This window comes from Kocuria dechangensis, from assembly GCF_014636775.1.
In the GTDB taxonomy this organism is placed as follows: Bacteria; Actinomycetota; Actinomycetes; order Actinomycetales; family Micrococcaceae; genus Kocuria; species Kocuria dechangensis.
On the sequence record NZ_BMEQ01000019.1, the window covers coordinates 14,194 to 36,905 of the forward strand.

The following is a 22,712-nucleotide window of genomic DNA, read 5'->3' on the forward strand; positions in this document are numbered from 1 at the left end:
GTTCCGTGGGCTTGGCGGCGGCGCAGCGGTGAGCCCCCCTGGGATCCCCTTCCGGATCCGGAGGAGGAACGTGAGGCCGAGGGCAGACCAACGGCTCCAGCCGTTTTCGCACCTCTGTTCGGCTGCAGCAACGGTTCATGCGGTGGGCCATGGGGCCCACGTGCCAGCCACGCCTTGAGCACGACGGGGTCGCCCCCTGGGGCCGGGAGCAGACCGGGCGTCTCCAGCACAGGAGCGCCCCGCGACGCCTCCCCGTCCGGTGGATTCACGGCGCCACTAGGTGTCATTACGATAGCAAACAGCATTCGCAATGTGACAGTTCTGTTATCCGCCGGTTATGGTGATCGGCGTGCCGACCGGAAACCGGTCGGCATCCCCGTGGCACATCGCCGAATTCTGCCGGTGCCCGGGGCCCCCCTGATCACAGTGCTCGGCAGAAGCGGGGGAACCATCACCGGTCCCCACCCCAGGACCTAGGGGTTAAGCCGCCAGGGCCCCCACCCTGCGGCCGGGTGTCTCCCACCCGCATCCGACAGCTCACCTCGCAGGCAAGCGGGAGGACATCACTCATGCCCAAGTTCCAGTCCCACACGCCTCGCCACCGCGCCCAGACCCCGTTCCGCCTCACGCGCACCGCGATCCTGGCAACCGTCGCCGGAGCCATGATCCTCGGCAGCGTCGCCCCGGCCCAGGCCGCCCCCACCACGGCCCCTCAGCCGCTCCTCACCACCCAGTCCGCCTCCGGCAAGGCCGCAGCCATCGCCTCCGCCGCGAAGAACCAGCTCGGGGTGAGCCAGGACTGCACCGCCCTGGTGACCAAGGCCCTGCGCGCCGCCGGGATCAAGCACCACGGCTGGCCGGTCTCCTACCTGAAGCTCGGCACCCGGGTCTCCGCCGCCCAGGCCAAGCCCGGCGACCTGGTGTACTACGCCGACGGCGGTATGGGATTTGCCCACATCGCTGTCTACATCGGCGGCGGCAAGGCCGTCCACGGGGGCTGGAACGGCAACCAGACGGTCATCCAGACCGTCAACGTCGGCTCCGGTCCCGTCTACATCAGGGTGCGCTGACCGCCCCACCCGGTCGGGGGTGCGCAGTTCCCGCCCGGTGGGCGGGAACCGCGCACCCCGCCTTTGTGGTCTTCCCCTGCCCTGCAATACCAGGCTGGGCCACGGACGACGGGGCCGACCGGAGCCGCTGAGATCCCCCGTCAGCATGCCGCGGTCGTACTGCTCAGCTGGCCTCGCTCACCGTGACGGGAGATCGTCGGGCGATCCTCGAAGTCCGGCCTGGCCCCTCCAGCACCACACGATGGTTCTGCTGATCCCACAGGGGCACCCATACCCCGGCTCCGCCGGCTACGCGGCAGCCCTGGCTGTCCAGGAGACCCGGACCATCAGTGAGCCCTCAACCCTCGACGACCCCGAGGCGCTGCGGGCGGACGCGATCGTGATCCGTCCCCAACAGTTGAAGGATTGGGTGCTCACCGACCTGCAGGACCTCGACGCCACCCGCTGACAACCGGCAGTGCCCGACCGGGCGGGGCAGTACCGCCGGGATCGTTACCACTCGAGGCCCACACCGCTGGACCCAGCAGAAAGTCCCACAGAGACGGGGTCGCCGAGTTGTGCCCGTCAGTTCAGCGGGGCAGGTGGCGCTGCAGCCACAGCGCCAGCCACATCCTCAACCGCAGCTCCGGCCAGGACGGGGCGTCCACGACCAGCGCGGCCGGCCCGTACCGGTGGACCGACTCGACCCCCTCACGGTCGGCGAGCTCGGCGACCAACCGGTCCACCACCCCCGGGTGGTCCTCGGCGATGTCGTCGCGCAGCCCGACGTCGAAGCAGTCCACCTCGGCGACCACCGTCACCAGCGGTTCCTCGGCGGTGGCGGCCTCCGGGCCTTCCCCACGCAGCGCGGCGATCGTCCGGCGCACCTGCTCGACCATCTCCGCCCCGCCCATTCCCTCCCGGCCGCGGACGGTCTGGTACACGCTGTACAGCGGCAGCGCCGGCAGGCACACCTGGTGGACGCCGGCTGCGAGCACCGGGCGGTTGAGCATCGGGAAGTCGTCGAAGCGGTGATGACCGATGATCCACACGGCCGCCGGGACAGCATCAGTGATGACCTGCCCCAGGTAGGAGGCGAACCCGTCGACCAGGCCCAGCGACTCGGCCGGCGGGTGCGGGTCCACCAGGATCCCGTGACGAATCCAGCTGGGCCACCCGGGACGTGTCGGATCTTCCTCCACAGGCCGGGGATCCACCCCGAGCTCGGCGACCCGGGCGGTGATCCACTCCCACACCGGTCCCACCGACTCGAGCGTGCCCTCGAGCATCTCATCTGGATCCAGGCCGCCGTCGGCCATCGCCGAACGCAGTTGCGCCAGCGCCGGGGCCCGCTCGGCCAGGTACTCCTTCAGCGCCGTGGCGGCCTGCTCCGCGTCCATCCACTCGTAGAGCACCTCCGTCATGGACGTGACTCTACCCAGACCCCCTCACCACCCCGAGGCCGGTGCTGCCCCTCGGGGTGGAGGACCGTCGCGGACTCGCCCTTAGGGTGGGGCTATGGGCCCCGCCGTACACCGCACCCGCTACAGCACCCAGGACCCGGATCAAGCCCTGGACATCCTGGCCCGGGTCTACTCCGTGCGCCAGTGGACCCTCACCGGCACCGAGGGATTCCACCTCGAGGTGGCCACCACCACCATCGGGCCGCTCACCCTGGAAGCAGCCCGGACCCGCGGGGCCGCCGGCACCCAGACCGTCGACTTCACCGACACGCTGCGCATCGATCACCTCACGGCCGGCCGCCTGGCCATCGACCAGGTCACCGACAAGGTCCTCCCGGCCACCCCGCTGCTGCTGCCCCCGGCCGGCTACACCCAGCGCTGGTCACAAGCCGCCATGCACTCCGTGGCCCTGGACCCGACCGCCGTGCAGGCCCACGCCTGCGCCCTGCACGGCAACGAGCTCGTCCCCCTGCACTTCACCGGCTTCACCCCCGTCAGCACGGCGGCAAGCCGCTACTGGACCGAGCTGCTCACCCACACCCACCGCTATGTGCTGAGCAACAAGGACGCCACCGACTCACCCCTGATCCTCGACCAGACCGTGCGCCACCTGCTCACCGCGCTCCTGCACACCTTCCCCAGCACCTTCCTCGAAGCACCCCCACCGAGCCGGGACACCGCCCCGGTCCCGGCCGCGCTCCGCCGGGCCACATCGTTCATCGACTCGCACCTGGCCGAGTCCATCGGCATCACCGACATCGCCCAGGCCGCCAGGCTCAGTCCCCGCGGACTCCAGGCGGTCTTCCGCCGCCACCTCGACACCACCCCCACCGCATACCTCCGTCGTGCCCGGCTCGCCGCCGCCCACCACGATCTCCTGGCGGCCGATCCCGCTACCGGGGCCACCGTGGGCGGTATCGCCGCCCGCTGGGGCTTCGCCCATCGAGGCCGCTTCGCCACCGCCTACCGCAGGATTTACGACCAGTCCCCCACCACCACACTGCGCTGCTGACCCCACACATCGCAGCCACCCCTCGACCCCGGGACTGAACGGCACACCCGTACCGCTGTCCCCCTCGAAATGGCTGCGGACCACATCACTTGTGTCTCACCACCCAGCCATCTCATGACCCTTGCCCTACAGGACCGGAAATGACAGTTCTTTGTCGACACGGCACCACGAGCTGAAGAAGTAGAACTGTTAACTTTTCGCGCCTGCCTCGTCACGTCGACGCTCATATGCTCGGGTTTCCACCCCAGCTGAGGAGTCCCTGTGAAAAGAACCCGCCCTGCCCCGTGGCGCGTCGCCGCCGTTGCCGCCGTTTCCTGCTCCCTGCTCGTTCCGGTCCCAGCGGCTCTGGCCTCGGTCTCCGAGCAGCAGGCGGTGAACGAGGCCGGAAAACCCGCCGCCGAGGGACGGGCGACGATCAAGCGCGACGACTACGGTGTGCCCCACATCTACGCCGACACCACCCAGGACCTGTTCTACGGCTACGGGTACGCGGTGGCCGAGGACCGGTTGTTCCAGATGGAGATGGCCAAGCGCTCGGTGCTCGGGACCACCGCCGAGGTGCTCGGGGAGCCGGGCCTGGAGCACGACCGTTTGACGAGGTCCGGCTTCGACCCCGAGGACATCCACCGCCAGATCGAGGCCCTGCCCCAGGAGGACCGCGACGTCCTCGAGGGCTACGCCGAGGGGTTCAACAAGCGCATCGACGATGTGCTGGCCGACCGGGAGAACCTGCTGCCCAAGCAGTTCACGGACTACGGCTTCGAGCCCTCGCGGTGGACCGGCTACGACGTGGCGATGATCTGGATCGGCACCATGGCCAACCGGTTCTCCGACAGCACCTCGGAGGTCGCCAATCTGCAGGTCCGCGACCGGCTCGTGGCCGAGTACGGGGCGGGCCGCGGGCAGGAGCTCTTCGACCAGATCCTCTGGACCGAAGACCCCACGGCCCCGACGACGGACCCGCGCACGGACCACCCGCAGCCCGAGGTCCCGGGCGAGATGCCCTACGACCGCGCCGGGCGTGCTCTCGGCCCGCAGTCCACCTCCACGGTGTTCGGCGCCGCGGCGTCCCCCTCTCTGCTCCCTGTGGACCCGTCCCTGTCCGATGACGGGCTGGAGACCATGGCCCGCAACGGCGGGGAGGACTGGCCCCACCAGCAGCCCACGGCCTCGAACCTGTGGGCGGTCGGGTCCCAGAAGTCCGCCGACGGCGGCTCCGTGCTGCTCAACGGACCCCAGTTCGGCTGGTTCAACCCCTCCTACGTCTACGGGGTCGGGCTGCACGGGGCCGGCTTCGACGTCACGGGCAACACCCCCTTCGGCTACCCGATGGTCCTGTTCGGCACCAACAAGCACATCTCCTGGGGCGCGACCGCCGGCCCCCTGGACGTCAACGACGTCTACCAGGAGAAACTCAACCCGCAGAACCCGGACCAGTACTGGTTCGACGGGGCCTGGCGCGACATGGAGGTCCGCCAGGTGACCGTGCAGGTCAAGGACGGCGAGGACGTCGTCGTCGAGGTCCGCTCCACGGTCCACGGGTTCGTCACCAGCGTGGACGAGCAGAACGACACCGCCTACACCAAGAAGCGCTCCTGGGCGGGTTCGGAGATCGAGTCCCTGCTGGCCTGGACGAAGAAGACCAAGGCCACCAACTGGGACGAGTACCTGGACCAGGCCGAGAACGTGGGCATCTCCATCAACTGGTACTACGCCGACAACGACGGCAACATCGGCTACGTCTCCCCCGGGCACATGCCCGACCGCCCCGAGAACCAGGACGCGCGCCTGCCCGCGGTCGGGGACGGGAGCATGGAGTGGGAGGGCATCCGCCCGTTCGAGGAGAACCCGCAGGCTTTCAACCCGAAGCAGGGCTACATCGCCAACTGGAACAACCAGCCCGGCCCCGGCGCGGTGGGCGACTCCGGGAACTGGTCCGACGTGGACCGGGTCAACGAGATCACCTCCCGGCTCCAGGCCCAGCGCAAGCTGAGCACCGAGGACATGTGGGCGATCAACGAGGAGACCTCCTTCGCCGATCTCAACATCCGCTACCTCCGCCCCTACCTGGAAGAGGCCGTGCGCACCCTGCCGGCCAAGGATCCCCTGGCCCAGGACGCCCGGCTGCTCCTGGACTGGGACGGCCAGACCCGCGACGAGGACGCGGACGGCTCCTACGACGGCCCGGAACCGACCATCATGCGCGCCTGGGTGAAGACCCTGACCGAGGACGTCCTCAAGGACGACCTGCCCGCCGAGGTGTACGCCAAGTACGCCGAGAACGTCTACGCCCGCCCCGGCGGTTCCGCCCGCCCGGCAGACGCCGTGAAGCTCATCGACAACGCCCTCCAGGGCGAGGACTCCGGCGTGCCGCAGACCGTCGACCTCCTCAACGGCCGGGACGGATCCGAGGTGGTCCAGAAGTCCTACGCCCGGGCCATGACCCAGCTGCGCGACGAGCACGGAGAAGACCCCGCCGACTGGCGCACCGAGACCGTCCCGCACACCTACAGTACGAAGAACTTCATGGGCATCGACCAGGCCGGCGACGACGAGGCCCTCTCGACCCCGATCTACATGAACCGCGGAACCGAGAACAACATCATCTCCCTCAACGGCGAGGACGCGGAGGCCTGCATGGCTGCCCCTCCGGGACAGAGCGGATTCATCGCCCCGGACGGCACCAAGTCACCCCACTACAGCGACCAGCTCGGGCTCTACACGAACTTCGAGTGCAAGCAGGAACATCTCTCCCCCGCGGAGGTGGAAAAAAACCTCGAAAGCGTCACGACCCTCCACTGACAACGGTAAAACCCTGCGGACAGTCTCACCCATGGGAAAACGGCGTACGGCGACAATCCTCCAGGAGGAGTCCGGCGTTTCGGCCTGGGGCTGCGATCAACCAGTTCCTGCCCACATCTCATTCCTGATCTGCAAGGGTTCAGGAATTGTTCGACCGATCGCCGTCGCCCCGAAACCGGAGGAGCTCTCGGGCAAGACGTAGTCGCCTCCACCCCGAATCCCGCGGCAGACCCTCTGGCCCCCACCCCACCAGGTGGGGGCCATGGTCGTGCGAGCTCCGTCCCCAACCGGCCCGCCCGCGGAACCGAACCCGGTCCCCGGAGGCCAACAGCGCCCGGAACACAGCGAGGACTCCTCCGGGAGCGTCTCACCACCCAGCCATCTCATGACCCTTGGACTGCGCGGTGCCTCCTTCCCGCCGGTCCTTGTTCTCGCCTGCTGCTCCGGGACGCCCGGGGGTTCTCCTGGACATGGCGTCGTCATGTCTGCCCCCACACCTTCCACAGGCCGGGTGCGGGGCGGACAATCCCACCATGACGACTCTCACGCCCTGCCTGTGGTTCGACACCGAAGCCCAGGACGCAGCGAACTTCTACATCTCGGTGTTCCCCAACTCCCGGATCACAGACACCACCCATTACGGCGAGGCCGGGCCGCGTCCGGCGGACATGGTGCTGACGGTGGAGTTCGAACTCGACGGCAATCCGTTCACCGCCCTCAACGGCGGACCCGAGTTCAGCTTCACCGAGGCCGTGTCGTTCCAGATCGACTGCGCCGATCAGGCGGAAGTGGACCGGTACTGGGATGCCCTCACCGCCGACGGCGGGCAGGAAAGCATGTGCGGGTGGCTCAAGGACAAGTACGGGCTGTCCTGGCAGGTGGTGCCCCGCAGGCTCGTCGAGCTGCTTGCCGATCCCGACCCGGGCCGGGCGCAGCGGGCGATGGCCGCCCTGATGCCGATGCGCAAGATCATCATCGCCGACCTGGAAGCCGCCGCCGACGCCTCGTGAGCCGTGGTGGGCCCTGCCGGCACCGGCCCGGTGCTCTACTTCGACCTGCCGCCGCTCCGGACGCGGAGTGGCGTGGGCGGAAGCTGCTGGCGCTCCGTCACTTTCCCAGATGTTCACCCTGACGCAGTGCAGGCCCCGTACAGTGCGGCCCGTGACACTCCACTACCGGGCGATGACCCAGCAGCAGGCCGCCACCGCGCTCGAGGTCTTCGTCTCCGAACGCGCCCCGGCCCTGGACCACCTGCGCATCGAGCTCACCGCTCACGGGGCCGACCCCTCGGCCATGCTCGACGGCACACCGGCATCGCTGACGGCACTGTGGCAGTGGATCACCGACCGGCTCCTGGAGGACAGCGCCGCTGCCTCCCCCACTCCCCCGCTCGAGCTGCGGGACCTGTGGCCGTCATGGGCCCAGCACACCGCGGCCGCTGACCCGCTGCCATCACCGGAGGCACTGGCACTGGTGGACGGGTTCATCTCCTACCTGGCCGAGGTCATCACCACCGGCGCGCCGGAGGCGACCTGGAAAGTAGGACTCCAACGGGTGAAGGCCTACCACTGGCACAAGCATCCGGTGCTCACCTCCGAGACCACCGACACCCAGGTGTTCCTGCCGTCCCTGCCCAGGACCGGCACCTACCGCCTGCTCGCCGGACTCGACCCGGTGCCCGACCACGAGATGTGCCTGCACGCGGCCGCCGCCATCGCCTCCCTGCGCGGGGATCACCCGTGGGAGCCGGTCGTGCCCCCGGCACCACTGGTGGAGGTCACCACCCGGCCCGGGTGCTTCGAGCTGGAGCTGCACGGCGACCTTGCCCACGAGCACCCAGCCTTGGTGGACCTGCTGGTCGAGGAACTGTCCGCGCAGGACGGTGTCGAGTCGGTCGACCGTATGCACCCCGGAGCGCTCATCGTCGCGGCACCCGGCTGGGACGCCGACCGGCTGGAGCTGTGGGCGATCACCTGGCTCGTGCAGCACCTGCCCCGCTAGAGCCGGACCCGAGCACGGAGGACCCCTCGATGTCGATGACCAATTACCGGACGATGACCAAGCGCCAGGCCGCCAAGGCCCTGGACGAGTACCTCGCCGAACGCTCCGCCGCCCTGGACCGCCTGGGCGCCGAGCTCGCCGCCGACGGAGTCGATCCGGAGGCGATGCTCGACGGCACCCCGGACTCGCTGACGCCGCTGTGGCGGTGGGTCGCCACCCGGATCGTGGGACTGGAGGACGCTCCCGCCCCTGTCTCCCCGGATGCGCCGGCGCCGCCGGAGTGGCCCTCGTGGGCCCGCTGCACCTCGTGGCTGCGCCGGTCCACACCGAACTAGGTCGTGACCCTGCTCGACGGGTTCGTCTCCTACCTCGGGCAGGTCATCACCGCGCACGCCCCGGAAGCGGCGTGGCAGGTGGCCCACCACCGGATCAAGGCCTACCGCCTGCAGAACCACCCGGTGCTCGCCAGCCCGCTCACCGACTCGCACATCTTCACGCCGGTCGTCGTCAGCGTCACCGCCAACCGGCTGCGCAGCGGCGTGGACCCGCTGCGCGAGGACGAGTTCACCGTCTACGCGGTCGCCGTCATCGGCCGGCTTCGCGGGCAGGACGAGGTCGACGTCGCGGAGCCGGAACCTCTCGTGGAGGTCGGGTCCGACGATGACGACGGGGTCTTCGACGTCGGTCTGCGCGAGGACATCGCCCACGAGCACTCCCGGAAGGTGGACCGGTTGGTCGCCGAGCTCGCCCAGCAGCCCGGCATCATCTCCGCGTTCCGTGAGGACCGCGAGGTGCTGCTGGTGACGGCCCCGGACTGGGACGCCGAGGACCTCCAGCGGTGGGTCCTGAACTGGCTCACCGCCCGGCTGCCCGCCCTGGCCTGACCGCACAGCGCCACACCACGCGCCCGATCCCCGCTCCGCCGGCGGCCTCCGTGACCCTGGTCGACGGCTTCGCCGCCTACCTCGGTCAGGTCATCGGTGCGGCGGCACCGGCGGCCACCCGGCGGGTCGGTGAACACCTGGTTGCCGACCACCCGCTGTTCGGCTACCCGGTGCCGGAGTCGGACCAGGACCAGATCTTCCTGCCGGCCGTCCCGCTCCACAGCGCCTACCAGTCCGCCCATGGCCGCGCCTGCCATGGGAGACATGAACCACCACCAGCTGATCGCCCGGCACAGCGCTTTCCGATCCTGACCAGGCCCTGCCGGCTCGGCCACCTCAGCGAGCTGCGATGCACACGACCTCTGCGTCAGGGCTGGGATCCACGTCATTGGGCCGGCAGGTCACTTCGTCGCCTCGCCGAGGGTGGCATCCGACGACGCAAGGGTCTAGCTTCGGGGAGCATGACCATTCAGCGGATGGACAACGTCGCCATCGTCGTCGAGGACCTGGATGCCGCCGTCGCATTCTTCACCGAGCTCGGCATGGAGCTGGAAGGCAAGGCCCAGATCGAAGGCCTCTACGCCGACCGCACCGTCGGACTCGACGGCGTCCGCACCGACATCGCGATGATGCGGACCCCCGACGGCCACGGCAGGCTGGAGCTGACCCAGTACCACACCCCTGCAGCGATCGCAGCCCAACCGCAGAACCCGCCGCCCAACACGGTGGGCCTGCATCGGGTCATGTTCGCCGTGGACGACATCGACGACACGATCGCCCGCCTGCGCCCCCACGGCGCCGAGCTCCTCGGCGAGGTGGCCCAGTACGAGAACACCTTCCGGCTGTGCTACCTGCGCGGCCCCGCGGGCATCATCGTCGCCCTGGCCGAACAGATAGGCTGACGCGAGCCGCTCTGTTCCCCATCGTCTCGATCCGCTGCCGGCGCTGCCTCAAGGTGCTGCCCGTCCCGTCATGCACCGGCTGACCGCGAAGTCCCCACGCCCTTCAGGCCGCGGCACGTCGGGTGTTCAGCGACCTGCAGCTCGCATGCATTCGTCCACCGGCGCCGACCCATCCACGCTGGAGTCACGCGACCCATCCCAGACCCTCCGGGCGATCGACGAGACTGAGTCCGTTCTCCCAGAGGACTCCGCAATGCCTTTCACCCACTACCGGCTGATGCCTGTCGAGCAAGCCACCGCAGCCCTCGAGGAGTTCCTCACTGAACGCCCCGCCGCCCTGGGCCTTCTGCGCACCGAGCTCACCACCCACGGGGTGGACCCGGATGCGATGCTCGACGGCTTCCCGTCCTCCCTGACGCCGCTGTGGAACTGGATCGCCGGCCGCCGCGCGGAGTTCGCACTCGACCCTGCCACAAGCACCCAGGCGGTGCCGCGGGAGCAGTGGCCGTCGTGGGCACGGCACGCCGTGACCGGCGTGAAGGTGCCGTCCTCGACGATGATCGTGCTGGTTGACGGGCTGGTCTCCTACCTCGCCCTCGTCATCATCACCGGGGCCCCGAACGTCCGGTGGGGTTTGGGCTCCCCGGAGGACTCGCACCACCATCTGCACCACCACCCGGTGCTCATCGGCCACGGCCGCCAGGTCTTCGTGCCGACCCTGCCGATGGGAGGGATGATGCGGCTCAGGCGCGGGGAGAGATCGCTGCACGCGACCGAGCTGGAGGAGTACGCGGCCGGTGCCATCGTCGATCTGGGGCTGAGGCCGACGGCGGTTCTCGAGTCGCAGGACTCCCTCGTGGTGGTCGTGGCCGAGCCCGAGTGCTTCGACATCGGTGTGCATCCGGTCATCGCCGATCGCAGCCCCGACCTGGTCGACCGCATGGCACGCGAGCTCGCAGGCCTGGACGGGATCGTCTCGGCGCACAGGAGCGCTCCGGATGCGCTGCAGGTGGACGCCCCGTCCTGGCACGCCGATGAGCTGGAGCGGTGGCTGATCATCTGGATGAAGGCCAACAGTCCGTTCATCCGCTGAGTGTTCTTCCCGCCCCGCGCGCGACTACCGTGGAACCCATGTCCCGACGGAACGCCCCCGCTCCCCCGGCCCTGCGCGCCCTCCAGCTGCCCGAGCTCACCGACGGTGACGCCGACACGCTGCTGGCCCACGGCACCTACGAGGCGCTGCGCTTCACCGGCGACGACCTCACCGGGGTGGACCTCACCGCCATGGGTCTCACCGACTGCTCCTTCGAGCACCTGAACACCATCGAGCTGGAGCTCACCAGCGCCCGGCTCACCGACTCCCAGCTCACCCGCCTGGACATCCCCACCGTCTCGGCCACCTACGCGACACTGCGCCACGTCGCGCTCGAGGACTCCCGGCTCGGCGTGCTCCAGTGCATCGAGGGCGCCTGGGACACCGTGGAGATCCGCAACGCCAAGCTCGGCTACGTGAACCTGCGCGGAGCCACCGTGCGCGACGTGCAGTTCACCGACTGCGTCGTCGAGGAGCTGGACCTCACCGGCGCGGCCGTGGACCGTCTCTGCTTCACCGGCACCGAGCTGGGCGTCCTCGACGTCACCGGCGCCACCCTGCACGACGTCGACCTGCGCGCGGTGGACCTGCCCGACATCACCGGGCTGGCCCACCTGCGCGGGGTGGCGATCAACCACCTCCAGCTGCAGCTGCTGGCCCCCGCGCTGGCCGAGCACCTGGGCCTCTACGTGGAGGACTGATGCTGCGGGATGCGCGGTAGCGCGTCATCCTCTGCAACACGCGCAGCAGGGTCTGTCCAGCGCGGCAGACGGAACGACCTTCGGCCACGGAAGGCGCGGCGAGGCCGGCGGAGCAGCCGTCACCAGGTTCCACGGGCTACAGCTCGGTGTCCCCGAGCCATGGCTCGGTGGCCTCGTCGGGACCAGATCGACCGTGGCTAACGGCCCGGCCGCACCACCCACGAATCGGCGGAGCCGGCGAAAGCGAAGAAACGGATCCGCCTTGGTGAGCGTGAGGAGCACTGGCTACAACCAGTACAAGAACCGGCCGCCGTCTCCCACGGCCATGAGTCAGCGTTTCATCATGGCCGGCGTCGCCTCCCCGTGACGGAGCAGGGGCACCTGCTCACCGCCGCCTCCGGTGTCAGCAATGCGCGATGAAGCAGGCGCACGCGGCCAGGCGTCTGCTGCCCGCCTCCTCGACGCCCGAGACCTGCGCCCCGAGGAGTGTCTGTCCGTCTCCTGAGCGGCAGGACATCCAGATGAGGCACAAGCTACCCCTCATCCGCCCTTGTTCCTGCTACCGACCGCAGTCACCATGGCGAGGCTCCACCGCCCTGGAGCCCCGTGGGCGGAGTCATCGCCCCGGAGAGGAGCGACCGGACCTGGCGGGTCCTCGGCCACCGGCAAGCATGCTCAATGGCCGTGCCCTCAACTGTTCATCGCAGGGAGTCCCTGCGGGGAGAGGCTCGAGGCGGGTGAGGCCTGGGCACGGTCCAGAACACGTGCTCGAAGTCCCAGCCGGTGCCGACCCGCCGCCCCCGCCCGTTGTTCGCCCAGCTCCCCGTGCCGTTGTTGCGCCCCTCGTGCCGGTACCAGATCAGATCCTTCGAACTGCGGTTGATCGCATAGATCACCCCCGGCGGGTCAGCCGCAGCGGCAACCGCTGCGGGCACGGCCCCGACCGCGGTGAGCGAGGCCAACGCCGCACCGGCCGTCAGCAAACCACGCCGGGACACCACCACCGAGGTGCCCGTCGAAGCCAGCGTTTCCACATCGTAGTGCTCGGTCATCACGCGCTCCTGGACTCCGGGAGGGCAGCCCTGATGACCGTCCTCACTGGTATGTCATGCCGTCGGAAGCCGCAGCCTTGTCCCGGGAACGCCCAGAAACCAGAAACGACCCTCCGGCCACTGTCACACCGCATCCGTTACCCCCGCATGACTAATCGAGCGGAACCAACGGCCGGCCTCGGAGCCGCCTCGCCGCTGAAGCGCTGCACCACCCCGGCCGGGGATGCCTTCTTGTCGTCAGGTTGCTCAACTTGCTTCCATGGTTATCGGCTCAGGGCCTGCCCTGGAACATCGCCGTCGGGGCCTGCTCAGCAACGGCGGTGCGGACCAGTCCCGGCAGCGACGACCCTTGAACTGTGAACAGGAAGAAGGAACGATCCCTCTGCCCCCGGGGCTCTGGCTGTCGGGCTGCACCCCTGCTGCGCCGACCACCGGCCCTGGGCGACCCAACCGGCCGCCGGCTACGCCGCAGCACTGGCCGCCTACGATGCCGAGGCCACCCAGGATCCCCTGTCGCTTCCGGTAATGCAGGGTCCTCCAGACGCCACGGTCGTCCTCCCGGCCGGGCAGCTCTCGGAGTGGGTGCTCGAGGATCTCCAGGACGAGACCACCCATGCCCGCCACTGATCTCCGGCAGGCCGCGCATCCAGAACATCCAGACCCCACTGACGTACCGGCCCCTCCAAAGGCAGGCATGAGGGATGCCCGTGTCCCTTGAGCACATGCCTGTGCCTGCGCCGTCGAGCCCGCGCTGACCACCGGCGACGACTCCCGGCCGCGCCGGCTCCAGGTACAGTCCCATTCATGGGGAAGTTGCTGTACGAGGACATGGTCGCCTCCCAGGCCGCTGACGCCCTGGACGAGTTCATCGCCGAACGATCCCCGGCGCTGGGGCAGCTGCATTCCACCATGGCCGCACACGGGCTGAACCCTGATGCCATGCTCAACGGCACTCCCGCGTCGGTCGGCCCGATGTGGGAGTGGATCACCACCCAAGCCGACGAGTTCGGCCTCGCCCCCCGGCCGCTGGCCGAGGACTCGACCAGCCCCGCCTGGCCCAGCTGGGCCCGCCACGCGATGCTGGTGGATCCCCGCCCGCCCGCCCGGACGCTGGCCCTGGTGGACGGATTCACCTCCTACCTCGCCCAGGTCATCACCACCGCGATCCCCAGCACCCAGTGGTTCGTCGGAGAGCACCGTCTCGACGACTATCCGATGCTCAACTACCCAGTGCTGGCCACCTCCCACCACCAGATCTTCCTGCCCGGCATCCCGCTCTACAGCGCCTACTGCTCCGCCCACGGCCGCGACCCGATGAACGGCACCGAGATGCACGCCCATACCCGGCGCACCATCGCAGCGCTGCGCGGTGAAGGCCCGGTCGCCGACAAAGCGGAGGACCCGCTGGTGACGGTGGTCGCCGAGGTCGGCTGCTACGACGTCGGACTGCGCGCCGACCTGCCCGAGAACCACGCGGAGCTGCTGGATCGGATGGTCGCCGAACTCACCGACCACGACGGCGTCGCCTCTGTCCACCGCTACGGATCCGCCGCACTGGTGGTCGATGCCCCGGGCTGGGAAGACATCTGGCTGAAGCTGTGGCTGACCCTGTGGCTCCAACGCCACCTCCACACCGACACCTGAGCACCACGGCGCGCTATGCCATCCGCTGACAGCACGGCATGGATGTTCTTGCGCGTCTTGGCCGCCGTCTCCAGGACGTTGCACCAGGCCGGGACGGGTGGGTGTCCGTGTCCAGGTCGCGCCACAGCACGGCCCAGATCATCGCCCCGTCCGCGAGACCGCCCTCTGCTGTCCGCCGGCAGAACGACAAAAGCCCCGTCGTCAACAGGATTCGTTCTCCTGTCGACGACGGGGCTTCCGTCGTCCGGCCTCACAAGGCCGTTCTCTGTGCGCGAGGGGGGACTTGAAAACCACCGCACAGGTCAAGATAAGACCGACCTCCCCCAGAACTCGCGAGAACCCATGAGTACGCCGCACTTCCAACCCTGCCCAGCGTTGACGCCGTCAACGCCGGTTGAGGACCCTCTGGTTTCATGCCTGAGTCCATAATGTCCCACCCCGGGGCGCGTCAGCAGGTTCCCCGCTGAACCAGCAAATGAGTCGCCGCCAGATCGTGCAACGCCTGTGCTAGCCATCGACGCGTAGCCGAGCAGGGCGATGGCGCTTTCGGAGCGGTACTGTCAGATCGCAAAAGGCGAAGGTCTGATTGCCCGGCCATCTCACTCCACTGAAGAAGAAAATTGAGACACTGCCGACCGCCAGACCATAGTCTCGTCAGTCATTAGGCCTCGCCGCTCAATCGAGCTCGCTGCTGCCGTCTCCGGCACGCCCAGCAGGCCAGCTCCACGCCTCTCCAGGATGCCCGTGTGCCTTTCAGAATGCGGAACCTGGCTACAGTGAAAGCCAGCAAGTACTGCCCATGGCGTCCATCAACCGTTGAATGTCGCGGCGGTATCCCACAAAGCACCCTGGAAGGATAAACCATGGGGTGGAGGCAATACTCAGTCGAGAGCAATAGCCAATGGATTGGAAAGGACGATGTCGTCAGCTCCGAAGAGCGACGGATGTTTAAATTATGAGCCAGCTCCCTGACCACTTTCGGGTATTCAAACCGCAGGAAGTTGCTGCTGCCATTCGCATGCTTCCCGAATCCACTCTGCGTAAGATGGCTCGCGAGGGGAAGATCCCTTTTCACCTTGGTCCCAAAAACTCGGTGTGGTTCACCCTCGATGACATTGAAGAGATCCTACGGACGTTCCATCAGCCCGTGCGAACGAACGAGTCGCTTGAGCAACTCGTCGGCGACTCACAAGAAGTTAACCCTTTCAGGACAACATCAAGGTCATCTTCTACCCGCCGAATCCGCGCTAAGGCCTGATTGGCGTCCCTACGGCCCCCCGCACTAAGCAGTATTTTCGCGCTGGATCATGCTCCCTGGGATGGCATGCTGCTACAGCGGGCGGTGGCAACGAACGCCCTGGCGGCGGCGAGCACCACGACGCTGACCTCATCCACTGGGTAGTCGCGCAGCATCCGCGCCGGAGACCGGTCCCCCAGCGCCGGGTTGGCTCCCTGAAACCACGCCTGCAGCGCCGACGGGGAGCTGGTCGCCTCGGTGATCACCCCGGCGACCTGGTAGGCCAGGCGCAGCCGTTGCTCCACGACCTGGGAGGGCCGGCGCCGGCCGGTGGCCCACTGCCGCACCGCCCGCGTCTCCCCCACCCCACCCAGGTAGGCGACCAGCTGGGCACCCAGGCAGATCCGCAGCGAGGCCGCCAGGCGCGAGAACTCGAGGGTCACCGACTCGCGGTAGCCCCCCAGCCCGGGCGTGGCGGTCGGCGTGGTCATGTCCCCCATCTTCCCCCTGTCCTCCCCGACACCGCTAGAACAGGGCCTTCGGGCCATCCCACCCTGGATCCCGGTGCCAAAAGCCCACCAGATGCGCATACGCCCGTCACTAGCACGGGAGTGCGTGCGGATCCCTGCGAGTTCCTGGCTTCCTGCACCTATCCTCGCCCCATGGTTGACGTTGAGGTCCGTGCCGCGGTAGCCACCGACTACGCCGCCCTCGCACAGATCGAGGAGCACTGGGTGTGGCGCTCCCTGCCCTCCGAGTTGGTCTTCCCCGACGAGGTGGGCGAGTACACCGTGGCCGTGGTCGAGGGGCGGGTCTGGGGCTACTACTCCGGGGCCCACGACTCTCAGGCGTGGCTGCAGTGCCAGATGATCGGCCAGCCGCCGGAGGACTGGACGGTGAGCTTCGTGCACACTCTCGCCGTTCACCCACGCGCCCAGCACCACGGGCTCGGGGCGGCGCTGCTGCGAGACTTCTTCCGCCGCTCGGCGGCCGCCGGCTCCACCTGGGTGATGATGCACCCGGCCGAGTTCGGCGGCGGGCGCATCACTCCCGGTATGGCCGCTCTGTGCGAGCGCGCCGGCCTGCGCCTGGTCGAGCCCCTCCCGGGGCGTCGCCGGCGGGTCCCGTCACTGATGGCCGCTCCGCTACGCCCGGCTCAGCCCTACAGCTTCGTCCCCGCTGCCCTGCGGGCCGAGCCTGCCGCTCGGCCTGTGCCGGCTCGCGTTCCGGTGGCCGCCTGAGCGTCCCTCAGCGCTACATCGTGCGGTGTCCCGAGACCCGGGTGACGGCCGCGGCGTTGGTGTCCGGGCCGGTGCCCTTGCGCCGGCGGGAGCTGACCTTCACCGTCTTCGCCGCGGACCTGGCGGGGCCCGGAGCCCGCCGGTAGAACTCCCGCACCGTGGTCGCCGCCCGCGAGCGCGGGCCTTCCACCTGGCGGGTGTAGGAGCTCTCCATCCGCCCCAGCACGAGGTCGGCGCCGTAGCCGGAGACCGGTTCGACCCAAGTGGGGCTCACGGTGCGGATCTGCTTGCCGGTGGCGGTGACCCGCGGTAGCGGATCGTCTTCGAGCACCAGTCTGTGCGGTTTCGGTGCGACGCGCTGGCGCAGGGCGAGGGCGGCTTGCCGGCCCAGCTGCTCGACGGCCACCGCCAAAACCAGCGCAGGGTCCTCGGCCTTGGCCGGGAGGTAGGAGGGTCCGATCGCCTGGCGGCGCATCGTCGGCATCCGCCGGTTGCCCCACTGCACCGCGTTGGCCGCCGCGGCGCGCAGCTCCGCCCCGGTGCGGGTGTCCGTCGTAGAATAGACCGCCCGGGCGGCCCGCCAGGCGGGAGAGGTGGTCCAGCTGGGCGCCTGCGTCTCCGTCACGGACGGCCTTGGCCGCGCGGTCGTGCAGACAGGCGGCAGTAGTCGCGGCGGCGTGGATACCGAAGCGTTCGGCGGCGATCTCTGCCAGCTCCTGCTCCATGCACCTGGTGGGCGCGGTAGCGGGCCACTGCCCACTGCAGCGCGTAACGGCACCAGTAGGTGTCGGGCGTGTAGTCCTCGTGGTCCCATTCCCAGACGTCGGGGAACGCCGTGGCCCCGTTGCAGGTGAAGTCCTCTGCCCGTTCCTGGGCGTCCTGGGCGTCGGCGGCACCCAGGATCTCGGCGCGCGCGGCCGCGGCGGTGTCCTCGTCGATCTCGTCGTCACCGGCGATGGCATCCTCCAGGGACTGCGCGAGTGCCTCGGCGGAGAACTCCCGCAGCGGGCGGGCGATGTCGCAGGCCTTGAACCGCTCCACCCAGTAGGAGACGTTGACCGATTCGTCGTCGAAGCAGGCGAGCATGTCCCGGTGGCCGGCGAAGACGTAGTGGCCGCGGTCCCCGGTGAAGGTCAGCACTCCGGGGGCGGTGATGATCGAGAAGGACTGGGCGATCCGCCCACCAGCCGAGCAGTGCAGGTGCCGGTAGAGCCCTTCCTCGTGCAGGACCTCCAGCCGGTGCCCGGCGGTGTCGGCGGCGAACTCTGCGGCGGTCTGGGTCTCGGTGGCGGATCGATACATGGGGGCGCTCCTGGCGGCTCGGAAAGTCGGGGACGGCCTCCATGTGTGCGGAGCATCCTGGCGTCCCCACGCCCTCCTGGCGAGCGCATGGTCAGCGGGTGGGCTTGGCCTTCTGCGCCGGGGCCTCCAGCCCGGAGGCGAGCTTCTCCAGGGTCTCGGCAGTCCACCAGCACAGGGTGTCGAGGGCGTAGCCGGCAGCCCGAGCGGCGATGAGGGGCATCTCCCCGGTGCGTCGGGCTTCGGCAGCGACGGTGCGGGCGGATTCCAGAGCGCCGATCGTCTCGAGACCGGCCAGCCGGACCGGGGCCCGATTGGCGGGCAGCTCCCCGAGGGCGGCGAAGACCGGGGGTGGTCCGAAGTAGCGGGCTGTGTAGGTGCCGTCGGCATCACGGTGCAACTGGAAGCCGCACTCAGTGCGGGGGTACTCCGGGAAGACGCGGGTCTCCGGGGCGAGAGTGGACACGGATCCGTAGCGCACGACGGCGCGGCCGGTGCGGTCGGCGACGTAGCCCCAGGTGCCCGGTGCCAGGTTGGCCGCGGCTACCGGGTCGGTGATCCGGGTGGTGCGGGGATCGGTGCGGGTGAGTGCCATGTGGTTTCTCCTTGCAGGGAAGCGGTGATGGCTTCCATGTGTGCGGAGACAGCGGCGGTCGTGGCCGGGCGGTTGCGCGGCTACGACCGTGCTCGGGCCTTGGCCAGGCGTTCGCGCAGCTTTGGACGAGGATGCGGATCATGGGACAGGTGGTGCTCCAGGATCTTGATCTCACCGTCCAGGTCCCCGAGCTTGCGCAGGACGATGGCTGCCTGCTCGGTGTACCAGGGTGCGGCTCCGCTGAGGTCTTCGTCGTGGAGTGTGGCGGCGACGCACTCCAGCAGCAGGGCGAGCGCATTCTCGTTCTGTCCGTCGCGCTTGAACTGCTGCACCTGCTCCACCCACTCCGTGTAGTGGCGCCCCCGGACCCTGCCCTGTGTGCGGTCGGGGGTGGGGCGAGCGAGGTCCTGGAGCACCGCGTCGGTGATGTGCGGGCTGGGCGTCGGGGCCGTGGTGGGGGCGGCAGGCTTCCGGGCCGGCTGCTTCGGTGGTGCCGCTGGGGCTTCGCGCCGGCGGCGGGCCACCTCGAGCCTCTTGGTGAGGGCCGATGTGGGCTGATCGTGGCCGCAGGATGCCATGTAGTGCTCGAGTGCCTGGACCTCTCCGGCGGCGTCACCCTTGCCGCGGTGCAGGCGTGCGAGTTCCTCGGTGGGCCAGGCATCCGGTCTCATGCCGTAGATCGCAGCTACTCGTTCGGCCGCGGCGCGGCACTCCAGCGCTAGACCGATCCCCTCGGCCCAGCGCTGGGCCAAACGGTGCTCCACGACGGTGGGCTGGTGGTCCTTGATCTGCTGGCCGTGGACGAGTCCGGCCTGCTCGGCCGCCTGGTACTGGCGGTAGCGGGCGGCGTCGGTCAACCGTTCCCCCACTGTCGCAGGTCGGCGTGGGTCGACGTCGAGCTGTTCGACGTAGTTCCACTCCTCTTCCCGCGCCCCGGTCGGCGACAGCGTCACCCGGGCGGACCACTCTCCTGCGTCCCTCCGGGCCCAGAGTCGCGCCGGGACTGCCAGCGGTCTCTTGGCGTACCCCGCCTTGTCCATCGCCGGGCCCAGGCGGCGAGCCGTGTCTGCCGGGACGTAGCCGACCTTCGCCCCGTCCAGACGCACCACGACGGCGTTGCGGTCGTGGTCGTTGCGGAGTTCCCGGATCAGCTCGGTGACCACGTTGCGCACACCGCCCAGGGCGGCGCCGCGGGAGGTCATCGCCCGGCCCAGGGCGTCCCCGTAGTAGTGCTCCCCGGAGACCTCCACGTCCTCACGCCCCAGCAGCGCGGCCACCTCCGCGGCGTCGGGTTCGCTGGCAGGTGTCGGCCGGAGAAGGGCTGCGAGGAGATTCTTCATGGGGGTCCTCTGATGTCGGGGGGAGGCAGCGCACGAGCGCCGACCGTGACAGCACCCAACCTAACGAACCAGTGTGACGACAGTGCGAGGGGTCCGCCCCGGGTCCTGGTCATGTCCCGCCTTCGGGCCAGCACGCGAGGTTGGGTCGGGCTCCGCACACATGGGTGGCACCGGAGGATGCGTGGTCCTCCCTTCTCGAAGGAGCACCCTATGAGCCTGGCCCCTGACACCACCACTGTCCCGCTGCCGACGGACGCCGGCGCCTCGTGTGCGGTGTGCGGAATGGAGATGCGGCGGGTCTACAACGACGCCGGCACCGACTTCCACTGGGTCACCGAGGGCGGGCCGATCGGTTCGTCTGGCTCCCCGATCCCCGGGGTGGAGACCAAGACCGAGTGGCTGGACTGGCTGGCCGTGCACGACGTGGCCACCTACTCGGTGGTCTTCGGCTCCTGCTCCGCCCTGCTGGCGCCGTGGCAGGACCTGCACGCCCCCGCCCCGGCACCGGCCTACACCGGGGAGGTCCCGGAATGCCACGGCGCTCCGATGCAGGCTGGCCGCGACGGATGGGTGTGCCGGGTAGACCCCTTCCACGGCTGACCCGTCACCTCCCCCACCGAGAGCCCCCACAGCCGATCGGCAGCGGGGTGTTCTCGCGCGTCCATAGCCCAGAACCCACCCCTGGCGCGTCGAAGCGCGGCTCTACCCTGAGAGCAGGAGCGAGTCATCGATCAGAAGGAGCACCCCGGGTGGGCACGAAGCGGAAGAGGACGCCGCAGCAGATCGCCGCGTCGCGGAAGAAGGCTGCAGGCATGAGCTCTGGCGGGGGAACCGGAGAAGAGCGGTTCGACTTCGCCGCGATGGAGCGCGAGTACTGGGCGAACAAGGGCCGGGTCACCGCTGACACGACTTACCGTTCCGGGGCCCGCACCGGCCGGCAGGTCGCTCCGTCGAAAACCGACGGCAAGAACTACTGGTGAGCCCCACCGGGGGACGCACCGCGCTGCGGGTCGCCGCCTGCGCCGCCCTGGGGCTCATCGGCGCCGGGGCCGCGACGGGGTGTCTGGTGGCCCTGTTCTTGGCGAACCTGAGCTTCTTCGGCGAACGGCCCCAGGTGCCTGCCGGCTACACGCTGCTCATGCTGTCCGGGGTCGTGACGGGGATCGGGATCCCTGCCCTGGTGACCGCCCGCCTCCTGCGGACCGGGCGGCAACGGGCCCTGGTCGCCGTGGCGATGCTGGCCGGTCTGCTGCTGATCAGCCTGCCAGTGATGGCGATACTGGGCTCGTGACTGCCCCACCACGGCCGCAGCGTCGCCACCTCGTGCTCCGGATCGTTGTCTGTACGATGCTGACCCTGGTCAGCATCGGCAGTACGCTCGGTTTTCTGCTGGCCCTCTACCTCGAGGCCACCAGCGGCATCCTGCCCACGGCCGGCCGGCACACCAGTCTGGTCTACCTGGCCGCGCTGGCCAGCGGGGCGCTGCTCAGCGTTCTCGTGCCAGCACTCCTCTGCCGGCGCATCATGCGCCCGGGACGGCGTACAGCAGCCCCGCGGAATGACCACGCGGGGGCTGCTGTACGCCCAGGGGGGATGGGCGACCACCAGTGGGGGGACTGGCGGGGCTTACGGGGTCGGCAACGCGGCCGGGTCCTCGCCGGTCGTGCCGTCGACCGGGGTGATCTCCACGATGATCGACCCGTCGTCGACCACCGGCTCCTCGGTCACGGGACCATCCACGACCGGGGCGTCCACCACCGGGGCGTCAACGATCGGTTCGTCAACGACAGGGGTCTCGGGTGCCTCGGGGGTCTCCACCACCGGCTCCTCGGCCACGGGGGCCTCCGGGGTCTCGGGGGTCTCCACGACGGGCTCCTCGGTGTCAGGCGCCTCGGGGACCTCCGGGGTCTCGGTCTCGGGAGCCTCAGGCTCCTCCACCTCGGGGGCCTCGGCCTCCGGGGTCTCCTCGACCGGCTTCTCCTTCTGCTGGCCGGGAGCGTGGGCGTGGGCGGCCTCGCGGTTGGACTCCCCCGCGGCCTTGGTCTGAGCGGCGGCGGCGACGGAGGTGTCGGCGGCCTCGGTCTCGGGGGCGGCGTTGGCCGTACCGGCGCCGGCTCCCAGGGCCAGGGCGGCGATCGCGGAGGCCGACAGAGTCTTGTGGACGAGCTTCATGTTTCGCACCATTCCTTCTCGGGGGTTGGGTTGGTGGTCCGGTCCCCGGCACCGGCGGGAAAGGGGGACCGCCGGGGCCGTCTCGTTGAGACGCGGAGCCGTCTTCTCGACGACGTGAACCAGCATTGCAGATACATACAAAATCATCAACAGTTCACTTAGCATTCGTGCGTTCCTGCTGGTCACAGCGCACGAAGAAGCCCCCACGACCGTGCGCGGGGGGCG

General features: G+C 69.4%; 23 protein-coding genes, 1 pseudogene and 1 riboswitch. Of the genes and pseudogenes, 16 read left to right on the top strand and 8 right to left on the bottom strand.

What is annotated here, in order from left to right:
* The first annotated feature begins 377 nt into the window (after positions 1-377).
* Positions 378-564, top strand: a riboswitch (cyclic di-AMP (ydaO/yuaA leader).
* A 167-nt stretch (positions 565-731) separates the two neighbouring features.
* Together IEW07_RS14945 and IEW07_RS14950 are read left to right on the top strand one after the other, a co-directional pair.
* A pseudogene (locus IEW07_RS14945) lies at positions 732-1,070 on the top strand (NlpC/P60 family protein); the annotation flags it as partial.
* 241 nt (positions 1,071-1,311) lie between these two features.
* Complete coding sequence (locus tag IEW07_RS14950; protein WP_188538642.1) at positions 1,312-1,518, top strand: hypothetical protein; 207 nt, start codon at positions 1,312-1,314, stop codon at positions 1,516-1,518.
* Between the two features lie 121 nt (positions 1,519-1,639).
* On the opposite strand, the gene IEW07_RS14955 is transcribed toward IEW07_RS14950, so the two are convergent.
* A complete protein-coding gene (locus IEW07_RS14955; protein ID WP_188538644.1) occupies positions 1,640-2,473 on the bottom strand; it encodes a hypothetical protein in 834 nt (277 codons plus the stop codon).
* 94 nt (positions 2,474-2,567) lie between these two features.
* On the opposite strand from IEW07_RS14955, the gene IEW07_RS14960 reads away from it, so the two are divergent.
* The 9 genes from IEW07_RS14960 to IEW07_RS15000 all read left to right on the top strand — a co-directional run bounded on the left by IEW07_RS14960 (position 2,568) and on the right by IEW07_RS15000 (position 11,907).
* A complete protein-coding gene (locus tag IEW07_RS14960) occupies positions 2,568-3,524 on the top strand; it encodes an AraC family transcriptional regulator (protein ID WP_188538646.1) in 957 nt (318 codons plus the stop codon).
* A gap of 261 nt (positions 3,525-3,785) precedes the next feature.
* Positions 3,786-6,326, top strand: a complete 2,541-nt coding sequence (locus tag IEW07_RS14965) for a penicillin acylase family protein (protein WP_188538648.1) — start codon at positions 3,786-3,788, stop codon at positions 6,324-6,326.
* A gap of 533 nt (positions 6,327-6,859) precedes the next feature.
* Entirely contained in the window at positions 6,860-7,336 is a 477-nt protein-coding gene (locus tag IEW07_RS14970) for a VOC family protein (RefSeq protein WP_188538650.1), read from the top strand.
* Positions 7,337-7,487: 151 nt separating this feature from the next.
* Positions 7,488-8,327, top strand: a complete 840-nt coding sequence (locus IEW07_RS14975) for a hypothetical protein (RefSeq protein ID WP_188538652.1) — start codon at positions 7,488-7,490, stop codon at positions 8,325-8,327.
* A 29-nt stretch (positions 8,328-8,356) separates the two neighbouring features.
* Positions 8,357-8,662, top strand: a complete 306-nt coding sequence (locus IEW07_RS14980) for a hypothetical protein (protein WP_188538654.1) — start codon at positions 8,357-8,359, stop codon at positions 8,660-8,662.
* A gap of 3 nt (positions 8,663-8,665) precedes the next feature.
* On the top strand, positions 8,666-9,211 hold the full coding sequence (locus IEW07_RS14985; protein WP_188538656.1) for a hypothetical protein: 546 nt from the start codon (positions 8,666-8,668) through the stop codon (positions 9,209-9,211).
* Positions 9,212-9,261: 50 nt separating this feature from the next.
* Complete coding sequence (locus tag IEW07_RS21645; RefSeq protein WP_308738234.1) at positions 9,262-10,113, top strand: VOC family protein; 852 nt, start codon at positions 9,262-9,264, stop codon at positions 10,111-10,113.
* 253 nt (positions 10,114-10,366) lie between these two features.
* Positions 10,367-11,206, top strand: a complete 840-nt coding sequence (locus IEW07_RS14995) for a hypothetical protein (protein WP_188538658.1) — start codon at positions 10,367-10,369, stop codon at positions 11,204-11,206.
* Between the two features lie 38 nt (positions 11,207-11,244).
* Entirely contained in the window at positions 11,245-11,907 is a 663-nt protein-coding gene (locus IEW07_RS15000; RefSeq protein ID WP_188538660.1) for a pentapeptide repeat-containing protein, read from the top strand.
* A 698-nt stretch (positions 11,908-12,605) separates the two neighbouring features.
* Here the strand turns inward: IEW07_RS15000 and IEW07_RS15005 are convergent.
* Positions 12,606-12,959 (bottom strand): tachylectin-related carbohydrate-binding protein, encoded by a 354-nt coding sequence (locus tag IEW07_RS15005; protein ID WP_188538662.1) that lies wholly within the window; start codon positions 12,957-12,959, stop codon positions 12,606-12,608.
* An 804-nt stretch (positions 12,960-13,763) separates the two neighbouring features.
* On the opposite strand from IEW07_RS15005, the gene IEW07_RS15010 reads away from it, so the two are divergent.
* On the top strand, positions 13,764-14,603 hold the full coding sequence (locus tag IEW07_RS15010; protein ID WP_188538664.1) for a hypothetical protein: 840 nt from the start codon (positions 13,764-13,766) through the stop codon (positions 14,601-14,603).
* 1,305 nt (positions 14,604-15,908) lie between these two features.
* Here the strand turns inward: IEW07_RS15010 and IEW07_RS15015 are convergent.
* Positions 15,909-16,331: a hypothetical protein gene (locus IEW07_RS15015; RefSeq protein ID WP_188538666.1), complete on the bottom strand. Its 423-nt coding sequence runs from the start codon at positions 16,329-16,331 to the stop codon at positions 15,909-15,911.
* 171 nt (positions 16,332-16,502) lie between these two features.
* Between IEW07_RS15015 and IEW07_RS15020 the strand changes: the two genes are divergently transcribed.
* Positions 16,503-17,081 (top strand): GNAT family N-acetyltransferase, encoded by a 579-nt coding sequence (locus IEW07_RS15020; protein ID WP_188538668.1) that lies wholly within the window; start codon positions 16,503-16,505, stop codon positions 17,079-17,081.
* 13 nt (positions 17,082-17,094) lie between these two features.
* Here IEW07_RS15020 and IEW07_RS15025 read toward each other — a convergent pair whose 3' ends face one another.
* The 4 genes from IEW07_RS15025 to IEW07_RS15040 form a co-directional block, all read right to left on the bottom strand.
* Complete coding sequence (locus IEW07_RS15025; protein ID WP_188538670.1) at positions 17,095-17,706, bottom strand: hypothetical protein; 612 nt, start codon at positions 17,704-17,706, stop codon at positions 17,095-17,097.
* A complete protein-coding gene (locus IEW07_RS15030; RefSeq protein WP_188538672.1) occupies positions 17,703-18,383 on the bottom strand; it encodes a hypothetical protein in 681 nt (226 codons plus the stop codon). Before IEW07_RS15030 ends, IEW07_RS15025 begins: the two co-directional genes overlap by 4 nt.
* A 91-nt stretch (positions 18,384-18,474) precedes the next feature.
* Positions 18,475-18,975 (bottom strand): hypothetical protein, encoded by a 501-nt coding sequence (locus IEW07_RS15035; protein WP_188538674.1) that lies wholly within the window; start codon positions 18,973-18,975, stop codon positions 18,475-18,477.
* Between the two features lie 80 nt (positions 18,976-19,055).
* Positions 19,056-20,315, bottom strand: coding sequence for an HIRAN domain-containing protein (locus IEW07_RS15040; protein ID WP_188538677.1), 1,260 nt, complete (start codon positions 20,313-20,315; stop codon positions 19,056-19,058).
* 210 nt (positions 20,316-20,525) lie between these two features.
* Here IEW07_RS15040 and IEW07_RS15045 point away from each other — a divergent pair, with 210 nt between their 5' ends.
* From IEW07_RS15045 to IEW07_RS15055, 3 genes are all read left to right on the top strand, one after another.
* Complete coding sequence (locus IEW07_RS15045) at positions 20,526-20,915, top strand: hypothetical protein (protein WP_188538679.1); 390 nt, start codon at positions 20,526-20,528, stop codon at positions 20,913-20,915.
* A 212-nt stretch (positions 20,916-21,127) separates the two neighbouring features.
* Positions 21,128-21,295 (top strand): hypothetical protein, encoded by a 168-nt coding sequence (locus IEW07_RS15050; protein ID WP_188538681.1) that lies wholly within the window; start codon positions 21,128-21,130, stop codon positions 21,293-21,295.
* Positions 21,292-21,606 (top strand): hypothetical protein, encoded by a 315-nt coding sequence (locus IEW07_RS15055; protein WP_188538683.1) that lies wholly within the window; start codon positions 21,292-21,294, stop codon positions 21,604-21,606. The genes IEW07_RS15050 and IEW07_RS15055 overlap by 4 nt, the downstream gene beginning before the upstream one ends.
* A 335-nt stretch (positions 21,607-21,941) precedes the next feature.
* Here IEW07_RS15055 and IEW07_RS15060 read toward each other — a convergent pair whose 3' ends face one another.
* Positions 21,942-22,487 carry a hypothetical protein gene (locus IEW07_RS15060; protein WP_188538685.1) on the bottom strand — a complete coding sequence of 182 codons (546 nt, stop codon included), beginning with the start codon at positions 22,485-22,487 and terminating at the stop codon, positions 21,942-21,944.
* Positions 22,488-22,712: the final 225 nt, after the last annotated feature.